Source organism: Mesorhizobium sp. M7A.F.Ca.ET.027.02.1.1 (genome assembly GCF_004022985.1).
GTDB lineage: Bacteria > Pseudomonadota > Alphaproteobacteria > Rhizobiales > Rhizobiaceae > Mesorhizobium.
Genome location: NZ_RZOL01000191.1, coordinates 1 through 11482 on the forward strand (window position 1 = coordinate 1; position 11482 = coordinate 11482).

General features: G+C 62.0%; 20 protein-coding genes and 1 pseudogene. 13 read left to right on the forward strand and 8 right to left on the reverse strand.

Annotation, left to right across the window (positions count from 1 at the left end; genetic code table 11):
- From EN749_RS20360 to EN749_RS20380, 5 genes are all read right to left on the reverse strand, one after another.
- Positions 1–379: MucR family transcriptional regulator (locus EN749_RS20360; protein ID WP_128363824.1), on the reverse strand; the 379-nt coding region annotated here is incomplete at its 3' end.
- A 19-nt stretch (positions 380–398) separates the two neighbouring features.
- Entirely contained in the window at positions 399–809 is a 411-nt protein-coding gene (locus tag EN749_RS20365) for a hypothetical protein (RefSeq protein WP_128363825.1), read from the reverse strand.
- On the reverse strand, positions 809–1018 hold the full coding sequence (locus tag EN749_RS20370; RefSeq protein ID WP_128363826.1) for a hypothetical protein: 210 nt from the start codon (positions 1016–1018) through the stop codon (positions 809–811). Before EN749_RS20370 ends, EN749_RS20365 begins: the two co-directional genes overlap by 1 nt.
- Positions 1018–1254: a hypothetical protein gene (locus tag EN749_RS20375; protein WP_128363827.1), complete on the reverse strand. Its 237-nt coding sequence runs from the start codon at positions 1252–1254 to the stop codon at positions 1018–1020. The genes EN749_RS20370 and EN749_RS20375 overlap by 1 nt, the downstream gene beginning before the upstream one ends.
- A 5-nt stretch (positions 1255–1259) precedes the next feature.
- On the reverse strand, positions 1260–1493 hold the full coding sequence (locus EN749_RS20380) for a hypothetical protein (RefSeq protein WP_128363828.1): 234 nt from the start codon (positions 1491–1493) through the stop codon (positions 1260–1262).
- A gap of 181 nt (positions 1494–1674) precedes the next feature.
- Between EN749_RS20380 and EN749_RS20385 the strand changes: the two genes are divergently transcribed.
- Entirely contained in the window at positions 1675–2430 is a 756-nt protein-coding gene (locus EN749_RS20385) for a DUF5131 family protein (protein WP_128363829.1), read from the forward strand.
- Here the strand turns inward: EN749_RS20385 and tcmP are convergent.
- Together tcmP and EN749_RS20395 are read right to left on the reverse strand one after the other, a co-directional pair.
- A complete protein-coding gene (gene tcmP, locus EN749_RS20390) occupies positions 2416–3291 on the reverse strand; it encodes a three-Cys-motif partner protein TcmP (RefSeq protein WP_128363830.1) in 876 nt (291 codons plus the stop codon). The two genes, EN749_RS20385 and tcmP, sit on opposite strands and share 15 nt — an antisense overlap.
- Positions 3292–3317: 26 nt before the next feature.
- Positions 3318–3995, reverse strand: a complete 678-nt coding sequence (locus EN749_RS20395; RefSeq protein ID WP_128363831.1) for an XRE family transcriptional regulator — start codon at positions 3993–3995, stop codon at positions 3318–3320.
- Between the two features lie 74 nt (positions 3996–4069).
- Between EN749_RS20395 and EN749_RS20400 the strand changes: the two genes are divergently transcribed.
- The 7 genes from EN749_RS20400 (at position 4070) to EN749_RS20430 (ending at position 8496) form a co-directional block, all read left to right on the forward strand.
- Complete coding sequence (locus tag EN749_RS20400; protein ID WP_128363832.1) at positions 4070–4315, forward strand: helix-turn-helix transcriptional regulator; 246 nt, start codon at positions 4070–4072, stop codon at positions 4313–4315.
- Positions 4312–4830 carry a hypothetical protein gene (locus tag EN749_RS20405; protein ID WP_128363833.1) on the forward strand — a complete coding sequence of 173 codons (519 nt, stop codon included), beginning with the start codon at positions 4312–4314 and terminating at the stop codon, positions 4828–4830. Before EN749_RS20400 ends, EN749_RS20405 begins: the two co-directional genes overlap by 4 nt.
- Positions 4831–4954: 124 nt before the next feature.
- The gene (locus tag EN749_RS20410) at positions 4955–5443 is read left to right on the forward strand and encodes a hypothetical protein (protein ID WP_128363834.1); all 489 of its coding nucleotides are present in this window, start codon (positions 4955–4957) and stop codon (positions 5441–5443) included.
- Entirely contained in the window at positions 5443–5889 is a 447-nt protein-coding gene (locus EN749_RS20415) for a hypothetical protein (protein ID WP_210214725.1), read from the forward strand. Before EN749_RS20410 ends, EN749_RS20415 begins: the two co-directional genes overlap by 1 nt.
- Before the next feature lie 37 nt (positions 5890–5926).
- The gene (locus tag EN749_RS20420) at positions 5927–6292 is read left to right on the forward strand and encodes a hypothetical protein (protein WP_128363836.1); all 366 of its coding nucleotides are present in this window, start codon (positions 5927–5929) and stop codon (positions 6290–6292) included.
- Between the two features lie 36 nt (positions 6293–6328).
- Positions 6329–7252, forward strand: a complete 924-nt coding sequence (locus tag EN749_RS20425) for a DUF2303 family protein (protein ID WP_128363837.1) — start codon at positions 6329–6331, stop codon at positions 7250–7252.
- Entirely contained in the window at positions 7252–8496 is a 1245-nt protein-coding gene (locus EN749_RS20430) for an SAM-dependent methyltransferase (RefSeq protein WP_189367621.1), read from the forward strand. Before EN749_RS20425 ends, EN749_RS20430 begins: the two co-directional genes overlap by 1 nt.
- A 5-nt stretch (positions 8497–8501) precedes the next feature.
- On the opposite strand, the gene EN749_RS20435 is transcribed toward EN749_RS20430, so the two are convergent.
- Entirely contained in the window at positions 8502–9521 is a 1020-nt protein-coding gene (locus EN749_RS20435) for a hypothetical protein (protein ID WP_128363838.1), read from the reverse strand.
- Positions 9522–9592: 71 nt separating this feature from the next.
- Here EN749_RS20435 and EN749_RS20440 point away from each other — a divergent pair, with 71 nt between their 5' ends.
- The 5 genes and pseudogenes from EN749_RS20440 to EN749_RS20460 all read left to right on the forward strand — a co-directional run.
- Positions 9593–10018, forward strand: coding sequence for a hypothetical protein (locus EN749_RS20440; protein WP_128363839.1), 426 nt, complete (start codon positions 9593–9595; stop codon positions 10016–10018).
- Complete coding sequence (locus EN749_RS20445; protein ID WP_128363840.1) at positions 10015–10305, forward strand: hypothetical protein; 291 nt, start codon at positions 10015–10017, stop codon at positions 10303–10305. The genes EN749_RS20440 and EN749_RS20445 overlap by 4 nt, the downstream gene beginning before the upstream one ends.
- Positions 10302–10595: a hypothetical protein gene (locus EN749_RS20450; protein WP_127266768.1), complete on the forward strand. Its 294-nt coding sequence runs from the start codon at positions 10302–10304 to the stop codon at positions 10593–10595. Before EN749_RS20445 ends, EN749_RS20450 begins: the two co-directional genes overlap by 4 nt.
- Positions 10592–11161, forward strand: coding sequence for a hypothetical protein (locus EN749_RS20455; protein WP_128363841.1), 570 nt, complete (start codon positions 10592–10594; stop codon positions 11159–11161). Before EN749_RS20450 ends, EN749_RS20455 begins: the two co-directional genes overlap by 4 nt.
- Positions 11158–11482, forward strand: a pseudogene (locus tag EN749_RS20460) (DNA cytosine methyltransferase); the annotation flags it as partial. The gene EN749_RS20455 and the pseudogene EN749_RS20460, both read left to right, overlap by 4 nt.

Genomic DNA, 11482 nt, shown 5'->3' on the forward strand with positions numbered 1-11482 from the left:
GCAACAATCCGGTGCCGGTAAACGCCCTGCCGGATCTCATCGCCAGCGTCGACGCCGCCGTGCGCAAACTCTCCGGCGAACCGGCAAGCCAGCCGACGTTGCCGGTGCCGGCCGTCATGCCGAGCGTTGCAATATGGCGCTTCAGCGATTTGAACGGCTTGCCGTCGTCAAGGCAGATGATGTGGTCGGGGAACACCGAGCGCTTCGGATTGACGGCCGGCACCGGCAACGTCGGCTGGCTTGCCGGTTCGCCGGAGAGTTTGCGCACGGCGGCGTCGACGCTGGCGATGAGATCCGGCAGGGCGTTTACCGGCACCGGATTGTTGCTGACATAGGCCTGGACGATGGTGGCGGTGAGTTCGAGCAACTTGGATTCCATTACTTTTCTCCTTCGAGTTTCACTGAACTTGGGACTTGTCGGGGATGTTGGGATGCTCGACACCGTCGGTCAGCCACGTCGACTTTATGACTGCGCCTTCGCGAAGCTTGTTCGCCAGTGTCGCCGGCAACGCCGTCTGGACGGCTTGCAGCAGTGCATCGTGTCGCTCTATCGGAACGGCTGAAATGGCATAGGCGGCAAGTCGCACCGCGAGCTCGCCGCAGAAGAAATCATCGTACGGAAGGCATTCGTTCAGAACGACTTCCATGCATGCGCGCAGGGTGTTCTGCGCCACCATCAGGTTCGGGATTTGCGGGTCCTGAAAACCGCCATCCTTCCGCTCACGCGCATCGAGCGCCGGCTGAATGTCATGGCGGACCTTGTCAAATATCCGACGAATGTTCGCGCGGTCCTGCTTGGTCACGGGCATCAGCGCAACCCCGCGATGAGCAGGCCGGCGCCGATGATGGCGACGGCGGCGATTAGGCCATTCAGGATCCGCCGCGCCATGGGCGATTCCGCCGCCGGGCGGTTGGTGCAGTCGTCGCCGCAGCCGCATGTGGGCCAGTTGTGGCAGACGATCCGTACCGTGCCGTGCGGCGGTATGGTGATGCGTTCATAGTCGAGGGGGTGCTGCATCAGCGCAGCCCCACGGCGACGCTGACGAAAGTCAGCGCGAAGGTGAAGGCCGATGCCAGCGCGAGGCGCGTGTGCACGTTGGCCAGGGTGGCGCAGGCGCGGTCGAAACCGCCCTGCCCCAGTTCGGCCAGGATCTGCGATGGTTTCTGGCCGGCATAAAGCTGGCGGGAAATCCACGCTTCCATCTCGGCGGACTGGCCGGCCACCGCGATCAGACGTTCGGCGACGTTCTTCATGGCCGTCAGTCCAGCCTGTGGACGGCGCGCGACTTGGCGAGGTCGGCCGCTTCGGAGCCGTGTTCCTCGATCTGGGCGCGGGTGAAGCTGGAGTGTTCAGCCAAGCTGTCGGCGGTGACCGCCGTGCCGTTCATGCCCATTTCCAGCATCTTGTCGGCCATCAGCTCGACGATGCCTTGGGAGACGACTGCGGGGGATGTCGACAGCGAACCGATGGGCGGATGCTGGAAGGTGATCATGGGTCTTGCCTCCATCGCGGGATTGCGAATGTCGGCTAGTGTGCATTACGCACATCTCCAATGTCAAATAGAAAGTGCATTACGCACGTTTTGACTTTCACAACGCACAGCGACAAGGATATGTTCGCCAGACCCGCCCAAGTTTCACCGTTTAAACACGTTCATTTGGGAGAATTGCGACATGGCCGAGACCTCGATTGAATGGACCGATGCTACATGGAACCCGGTGGCTGGATGCACGATCCTCACCGCCGGGTGCACCAATTGCTATGCTATGCGAATGGCTGCGCGGCTCGAAGCTATGGGACAGCCAAAATACCAAGGTCTCACCCGCAAAACGGGTGGCCGCGCAAAATGGACCGGCAAAGTCGTGACCGATCCGAAGTCTCTCGGCATCCCAGCTACCTGGTCGAAACCGCGCAGGGTTTTCGTCAATTCCATGTCGGACCTGTTCCATGTCGACGTCCCTGCCGACTTCATCCGCCAGGTCTGGTCAGTGATGGAGGAGACGCCGCGGCATACCTATCAGATACTGACCAAGCGGCCAGAGATCATGGCGAGCGTCCTGACGCGCGGCGACTTCCCAGTCCTCTCTAATGTCTGGCTTGGGACCAGCGTGGAAGATAGTCGCGTGCTTGATCGCCTCGACGATTTGCGCCGCGTGCCTGCAGCGATACGCTTTGTTTCGCTCGAGCCGCTGATTGGTTCTGTCGCCGGCGCCAACCTAACAGATATCCATTGGGCGATAGTCGGCGGCGAATCGGGGCCGGGCGCTCGCGACATGGATCCGCGCTGGGTCGATGAGATAGAAGGCATGTGTCGGAGAAGCGGAACGGCGTTCTTCTTCAAGCAGTGGGGCGGTCGCAACAAGAAGGCGACAGGCCGGACGTTGAATGGCCGCACCTATGATGAGATGCCTACGTCAGCGAGCCTTTAAAATGTGATTTCCAATTTTCGTCGCTAAGCCAATTGCCTTTGGCTCGGGATTCGATATCGCGAGAAACAGGGAAAAGCTCGGAACCTTCCGATCGCTGCGCAGCCGTCGAGGCGGCAAGACCTTAGGAAATAGAGACCTCAGTCGTTTGCCGACGAATTCCTCCATTGCCGCCACGTCAGCAATACGTTGATGGGTCTGATCAACCTGCCCCAGAAGATCGATTGTGACATCTCGATGGTACCAGGCATCCTCCCATTCCTCGGTGCCGAGCATCCGCGTAATAGCAGCTCGTTTCTTTGGGGACAGATGTTTAGGATCGTGAGAGGCTTGTCGGAATAATCCCGCCAGGGAGACCAAATACCAGACGTCAATAGCTTCGGTTGCCCTGATCATCTCTAGAGTGCGCCACTCTACGTTCATGCCGTAGGGGTCAAGAAACATAACCGCCCTTTTCCCTGCCCATCGCTTCGCAGCCAATTCGGCCTTAATCGCTTCGTTCGCGTCTCCCCTGACCACGTCAATCAATCGGGTCGGATATTCAGCTCTAAGTGCCTCCAGTGCGGTGCAATGAGCTTTCTTCTTGTCCATGAAAATGACGCGATCAAAGGGCGGCGAAATATCAAGAGCGATGCGGGCCGAACCTCGGCGGCGCTCAATCTTTTCTTCAATTTCAGGAAGCCAGTTCCGAGCTTCGACACGCTTGTGTTTTATCGTTCTCTCGCCCGTGCCGGCGAAGGCATCAATATACCACAGCTCCGCAAATTTCGATCTCAAGGCTGTAGTGAAGGCTCCAAGATACTCTTCTACCAGCGACAATTTCAGGTCGGTTGATAGGTTGCCAAATTCGTGGTCGGCAGTCATCCATCCCCCAAAAGCCAGCTCTAACGCTATGCGGTTTTTAATCTCAACTGGCCTTGAATGCCGCCCTGCTTGCCGACCTTTTTCAGTGACGACGGCGGCAAGACCGCGAATAGCTCACCGATCCATTCGAGGGTGACGTTCTCGATCGGCAAGGCGTTCCATGACGTGAGTGTGACGCCACCTTGGCCCCGCGTAATTGTCTTTAGAAAGCGGCGCCCATCTGTGGTTCGCACCGCAGCCTCTTCTCCGTAGAAAGACTCGAGCGGCTTCTTCTGCTCTCGGTAAACGATAATGACAGCATCGTGTTTGAACACCGGCATCATCGACTCCCCTCGCACTTTGAAGGCAATCATGTCGTCAGGAAGTGGAAATGGGATCTCTATCTGCTCCAGACCTTCCGGAGGCACCTGCTCGTAGTCAGGTTCCACCTCGGCACCGGCGCCGAGATATCCCATGACAGCTACGCTTTTTGCGCTTCCCGGGCCATCTCCCTCACCAGTGAGAAGCCAGCCCTCGCCTACCCTATAGGCCTTGGCGTACTTTTCCGACGCGCGGCCGATGCCGCGCGTTCCGTTCTCATGCTGAGCGTACGTATCATAGCTCCAGCCGAAGTATTTGGCTGCATCCTTCGCAGTCGCAAACCCGCGCGCGATCCTAGCTTGCTCGAGCCGCTTAGCGAACTCTGGTCGATCATCAAAATTCATGATGTGCAAAAAGCACGGTTCTGATGTGCGTTTCGACTTGACACTCTGGTGTGCGTTATGCACATAACTCTCCCATGGATGACGCAATCGACATCAAGGAGCTTCGGGATCGCATTGGTTGGTCGCAGGACCGGCTGGCATCGTTCCTGTGTGTGGACCGCTCCAGTGTCTCCCACATGGAAAACGGACGGCCAGCGCGCGGGCCTGTCCTCCGACTGCTCCGGATGCTTGTCGAGGCAGCCAAGACCGGCGACGCCGATGAACTTTTCCCGGATTTATCCTCTCCCTGTGCGCAGGCTGCAGTCGAGATCACAGCATGAGCCCGCGTCTTTCCTCTCCTGCCCTTGCCGATCGTGGCGCTCGGCTTGCCGGCGTCGGCTTCACCGAACGCCTCGTGCCGCGCCAGGCAGGCGCCGTCGATTATGAATTCCCCGCTGCGCCGGTTCCCCAAGAGCCAGACCGCGCAGAGCCTGCCGCGCCGTCCGCACCCCTCCCGGGCGGCGCGGCTTTTTCTCGCTTCACCGAATCCTCGTCCGTGGGGGCACGTGACGTGGGTGAGAGCGCGCCGGCAGTTGATGCCTCTTCGGCCGGCGCGCCTGATCTTTCCCGCAATGCGATCCTGCTGCCCGACCACGTGATGGTGCTGGTACGCGCGGTCGCCGCCTATGAACGGTGCACCAATCAGCGCGCCGTCGCGCTGGCGCTGACCGAATACGCCACCATGATCGGCGCCGGGGTGTTGGCCCGTGCGATGGCTGATCTGGATGACGATCTCGCCGAAGTCCCTGCGCATGCGCGCCGGGCGGCAAACCGATTTCGAGGTGGCGGACCATGAGTGCATCTGCTTGCGGGCTTCCATGAACTGACGCCCGCACACTGAACCCTTTGAAACTGTCCCACCACGGGAAACGGCGGAGTGAATTCCCGCCGCGTGAAAGCTTTTGCCTGAGGAGGCCCAATTGAGCGAATTCACGACACGCTGCCAGCTGCGTCTGCTGGCCGCGCAGCACGATCTCGTCGAGGCCTGCGGCGGCATCGCCCGCGTCATGGAAAAGACCGGCTATTCCAAGGGCCAGGTCGGCCGCTGGAATGGCGGCCTCGACCGCGACCTGATGTCACTCAGCGTGGTGCTGACGCTGGAAGAGGATTGCGGCCGGCCGTTCGTCACCGCCGTCATGGCCGAGTTCCATGGCCGCTACCTGACCGATGCGACCGACGGCGGCAGCCGCGTCGCCCACCTCGAGGAGCAGGTGGCCGGGCTGGTCGAGCAGGCCGGCAAGCTTGTGGTCGAGACGGTGAAGGCGCGCGCGGACGGCATCGTCACATCAAACGAAGCCACCATCCTGCGCGCCATCAGCTCGAAGATTGCGGGCCTTACCGCATCGATCGATGACGCGCTTGCCGGCGTCCAGGCCGCCGGCGGGCTGAAGGTTGTGGGAGGCGCATGATGGCCAGCCTTGCCCGCCGCGACCCCGAAGAGCGCGCCGACAGCTTTTACCGGTTCTCGGTGAAGTGCGACCGGCTGACGAACCTCAAGATCGAAGCCGCCGCGCGCAAGGCGGGCATGACGGTCAACGGCTTCGTGCAGCGGCATTTCGAAACCATCCTGGCCGGGCCGGTGGCCCCTACCGCAGACATTCCGGAACGCTTTGACGCGCCGAGCTTCGCCAAGCGGCACGGCGTAACCATCCAGACCGCGAACCTGTGGTTCTCGCTGTCGACGCATGCCCATAACGGGCTTGTGCAGCGCTCGCTGAAGGATCTCGCAGCGGATGTCGGCGTCCACCGGGCTGATCATCTGATCGACCGGTTGATCGTCGCCGGCGTGATCGAGGTCGTCGCACCATCCGCCGGGCTTCGGCCCGCCATCTATCGCGTCATCAGCGAGGGCTGATGCGCACGCCCCTCCTCAACCCTGAAAGGACTGGACCATGAGCCGCGTGCTCCGCACCTTCCGTGAAATGCTTGGCCTGCTGTCGCGTGGCGATTTCTCGCGCCACTGCGACAAGCTGCTGAACGAAGCCATCCTGGCGGTCGAGGAATGCCCGGCCGACAAGTGCAAAGCCGAGATCATCGTCAAGATCACGCTCGACTATGAGCTTGGCCGCATCGACATCAAGGCCGATGCCAAGTCGAAGCTGCCCGACACCGTCAAGTTCATGAAGACGCCCTTCTGGTCGATCGACGGCCAGCTCTCGGTCGAGCACCCCAATCAGATCGACATGTTCCGTGCGCCGCGCACGGCTGCCTCGCGCGACAGCGAGGACGAAGACGCCGACGAGGCAGCGTCCGCCTGATCTTGCCATCTGCCGCAACCCTGAAAGGAACGTCTCATGCCCGGTAATGAAAAGGCACCGATCGATGCGCACGGCATCGAACTGGTCACGCAATTGGCTATCGAAGCCGCCTCCGCCTCGACCGTTTCCATCACCACCGGCGGTCTGGGCGACGGCCTGCCGTCAAGCCTGTCACTGGCCTTCGAACGCAAGGGCCAGGCGTTCAAATCGATCAAGCCGCTGATCGAGGAGTATCGCACCGCGCCCGACCGCCGCAAAGGTACGGCCACGGTGGAGACGCTGGCCAGCTTCATTGCCCTGGTCGACCGTCACAAGGATGATAACTCGGCATTGTTCGGCAAGACCGTCTGGCCCGACCCAAAACTGACCGCCGTGCTCGACTACGACAAGGAAGGCGTGCCGGCTCGCAACCGGTCACACCGCATCGTTTACGCCTTCCCGCTGACCGACGAGTTCAAGGCCTGGGTGGCGACCAACGGCAAGCCAATGGAGCAGGAGCCCTTCGCGGCCTTCCTCGAGGAGCACGCGGCGGAACTCTCGGCGCCGACCGCCGGCGAGGTCAGCGAATATGAGCGGCTGTTCGGTGAAAAGATGGCCACGCCTTCGGAAGTCGTGGCCTTGTCGCGGCATCTGGAAGTGTTCGTCGCCGCCCGCGCCAAGCAGGGCATCCGCCTGCAGACCGGCGAGCGCGTTGTTGAATTCTCCGAAGAGCACCAGAACGCCAAGGGCGAAGCGATCGTCGTGCCCGGCGTGTTCATGGTGTCGGTGCCCGCCTTCGTCGATGGCGACGCTGTGCGCATCCCCGCGCGGCTGCGCTACCGCGTTTCTGGCGGCAAGGTGCTCTGGCTTTACCAGCTCTACCGCTGGGAATTCTACCTGCGCGAACAGGTCGGCCATGACCTGAAGCAGGCCTCCAACGAAACCGGCCTGCCGGCCTTCGAAGGCACGCCGGAGGCCTGATGTCCAAGGCGGTCTCCATAGTTGCGGACGCGCTGCTGCCGTCTCTTGTGAAAGAGGCGGCGGCGGCGCTGTCGCGTGCCAGCAGTGCCGCCGAGGTGCTGGCCGCGCGCGACATGGCGACGGCAATCTACGACGCGGCCAAGCGCTCGGCCCGCCTGCAGAGGGCAAAAGCCGCGCATGACGAACTGGTTTCCGCGACCTATCGCGTGCAGGCCGATTCGCTCGAAATCGAAAGCATGGCCAAGCGCCGGCTTGCCGATGAGTTCGACGCCGCGCGGCCTGCCGAAGCAAGCCGGGGTGGCCGCCCGAAAACCGTTCCAGCCGCGAACGGTTTCACCGCCGCAGAAGTCGGCCTGTCGCGCAAGGAAGTGTTCGAGGCGCGGCAGATGCGCGACGTCATCGAACAGGATCCGGGTATCGTTCGCCGCGCGCTCGACCAGATGCTTGCCGCCGGCAGCGAGCCGACGCGCGCCGGTCTGAAGCGTGCCGCGAACCTGCGCGCAGCCGTCGGCACCGACAGTGCTACCGCCGCCGAGCGTGGCAATAATCTCTATGAGACGCCGCCGGAGGCGATGCGCACGCTGCTGTCGTTCAAGCGGTTCACGCCTAAGGTATGGGAACCGGCCTGCGGCAAGGGCGCGATCTCGCGCATGCTGGAGGATGTCGGTTACGAGGTCGAGCTAGCCGACCTGGTCGACTACGGCACGGCCGACCGCCACGGCGAGGTGCAGCGTGTTGAGAATTTCCTCACCAGCTCACCACGTGGGGAGGATCCGGAACGTCCCGACATCGTCACCAATCCGCCCTATGGCACCGACCTCAACGCCTTCGTCGCGCACGCGCTACGCGCACACCGCCCGCGCCGTATGGCGCTGCTGCTGAACCTCAATTTCCTCTGCGGCTTCGACGATCCAGACCGCTGTTTTGCAATGGATGAGATGCCGCCGGCGCGCGTCTACGTGTTCAGTCGCCGCCTGCCGATGATGCATCGCGTTGTCTATGACGAACTATCGCGCGAGACGCGCGAGTGGGACGGCCCTGCAGCCTCCAGCCGCATGAACACCGCCTGGTTCGTCTGGGAATTGCGCGAGGTGATGGGCGTCGAGACTTATGACGGCCCGACCGAGATCATGCGCATCGACTGGAAAGTGTTCGAGCATTCCAAGCCGTGCGGTCCGCTCAATGTCATGCCGGTTGCCGCTGTAGCGCCGAAGCGCCGCGCCAGGAAAGCGGTGCCAGCATGAGGGCGTTAGTAGAAAATGGAGTCGTCGACCGTCTCGTCGTCATCGTCTGGCCGACCAGCGTGAAGCTTTGTCGACCAATCCATATCTGGAATGTCGCTCCGGGGTGGGCGGTTGGGGTTGAACCAGTTCTTTCCCTCCCTGAGATCTGGGAAATTGTGCGGACTGGTGACCTTGCAATCGCTGAAGTCGCATCCAACGAGCTCACTTCCGTAAATACGTCGCCCGTCGATGCGAAGGATCGCGGCGTCCTTCACAAAGCAATTCCTCATATCGGCGCACCAAAAATCAACGTGCCCCTCGAAGATTCTGACGTGGTCGAATCTGTAGTTCGTGGCTCCGGCTTCGCTGGGAGTCAGTTCGATGCCAGAGAAATATCCGCCGGTATAGTTGACCCCCAAAACGCCGCTGATCAGCTCAAATCGAACATCGTCTTCTGGGTCGTAGTGCTCAGTCTCGAAATGGAAATTAAGCGTCCTGTTGGCGAATCTCTTCGACTTTTTGTGGATCAGCTCGAGTGCGGTGATTGCAGACATGCCTACCTGATCGCTGAACACCCCGTTCTGTCTTTGCTGGATATAGTCCGCGAGGATATCCATGGCTTGAACGCCAAATTGATTATCCGTTCCCTCGCCAACAGCTCGAAGGGACGCAATCCCCGCAGCAACTCTTGCAGGCTTGTCAGCCTCAGCTATCAGCTCAGCGCCCTTCTGAAGCAGGGCGGCAAGATTGCTGTTCTCCGTGGCTACGATCTGGGCGGAAAGCTTGTCCAGCTGCCTGCGCTGAGCATCAACCTGCTGGGTTGCCAGCAGCCCGCGCCAAACGACAGTGCAAAAGGTGATCAATCCGGCGCCTATGAGCCCCAACTTGTAGACGATGTCGATGCGCTCGCCGATTGCAGCAGTGCTACCCGCAAACAGCGCTATCAGGGTTCCGATCGCGACACTGAAAAACACCAGTGCAGCAACCGTAATGGCGATCTGAAACCACAGATCATCACGTCGCAACATCTCGTCGAATTTATTCATGATGCCCCTCTGCGGAACAACATAAGTACTTCGCAAGACGATTGCCAAGGTCTTAGACTTGCGAGGGTGGCATGACGTCCGATCCCTCGATCCTTCGTGCCATGACCCGCCTGCGCAAGGCGCTGGAAAAGCGCATGCGCATCGACGATCGCGCCGAGGAACTGGCCGCGCGCGAAAAGGGCCGACCGATCCGGGCGGGCACGCTGGCGGCCTATGACACTGCCGCGCTCGGCCGGAAGCTGCGCCCGATGCTGGAATATGACGGCCGGGGCTGGCGGGCGCTGGCTGACGAGATCGGCGTGACCTCGCCGGACCTGTCGCGCGTCATGGCAGGGCAGGACATCGCCGCACAAAAGGTTTTCGCGATCTGCGACTGGGCCGGGCTCGACGCCCGCGCCTTCTATCGCGCGCCAATCGGCGCGCCGCCGCCGCGCAAGCGCCCAAGGCGCAGCCGGCTGTTTCACGGGAAAAGCACTGAAACAGGAGTTCGCGCGTGACCGACACCATGCTGCCTATCCTGCGCCAGCTCTACGATGCCGACGGCGACCGTGCGCGGGCCGACACCCTACTCCGCATGCCCGATTCCGTGGTCCTCAAATATCACGAGGTCATCGCCGCCGCCTGTCGCCGGGCTGGGTTCGAAGCCGGCTGGAACTTCGTCGCGCTGCGGGTCTCGCTGGGTCTGGCCGTGCGCGATGCCGCGGGCATGCCGCCCTCCGATCTCGCCGCCAGTGCCGAACTGTTCCGCGCCGGCCTTGCTGACTTTGTAGGAGGCGCTTCATGACCGCTCTCGGCAGACAGGTCGATCCGCTGGCCCGCGCCTTGGCACCGGTGGTGCGCGAAATGCTGATGGCGGAGGTCGAGCGCATCGCGGCAGCAATCCCCGCGGCAAAGCCGAGGACAATCAGCAAGGCCGATGACGACATCATGGAGGCGTGTCGCCAGGTGGCCGGCGCGGCCGACCGTTTGGCGCAAGCGAAGTTCGGCGCCGGCGAGATCGCCGCCCGCAAATCGCTGGAACGGGCCGCGAAGGTCTTGGGCCGCGCCATGCGCAAACATGGGCGCATGCCATGAATGCCCCGCTACGGTCCCAGCTTTCGCCCGATGCCATGCGGCTGAAGGCGATCAAAGCCAGCCTCGAAGCGATTGCGCCGGCCAGCTGGACGCGCGCGATCGACGACAGGGGCGAGATGGTCGAGGCGCGCGGCGCGTTCGGCGAATTGATCGTGCTGACGCGCTTCGATGCGGCGTCGGTGGAGGAGATCGAGTTCATCGCCAGCTCGCCGGATATGGTGGCCTTCCTGCTGCGGCTGCTCGACGAGGCGTTCGGCAAGATCCGCGACTTAAGGGGCGAGCCGGCGCCACGCCGCCAGGCCGAGCAGCGCGGCCAACCGGCGGCGAGCGACGTCAAGAACTTCGCCGCCGAGTGCGGCATGAAGTGCCAGGAGCCGGCGTTCAAGGTGTTCCTGCATGAGCGGCACGGGCTGGAAAAGCCGCTGACCGACGACCGCGTGGCGCAGAAGGTGCGCAGCCTGCTCGGCGTGCAATCGCGAAAAGAACTGAACAATGGCGGGGCGGCAAGCGAAGCGTGGATAGCGCTGCGCGCCAGTTTCGCCGCATGGCTGAAGGCGGAACGATGACACTGTTGAATTTCGAAGCGCCGTTCTTGTCGCAGGCCGATTATCCGCCGCTGATCATGGACAGCTTTGCCGGCGGCGGCGGTGCCTCGACCGGTATCGAGATGGCGCTCGGCCGCTCGCCCGACATCGCCATCAACCACAATCCGGCGGCGCTGGCGCTGCATGAGGCGAACCATCCGGAGACGCTGCATCTGTCGGAAAACGTCTACAAGGTCGATCCGCTCGACCATGTTGCCGGCAAGCATATCGGCCTTGCCTGGTTCTCGCCCGACTGCAAGCATTTTTCCAAGGCCAAGGGCGGCAAGCCCGTCGAGCGCAACA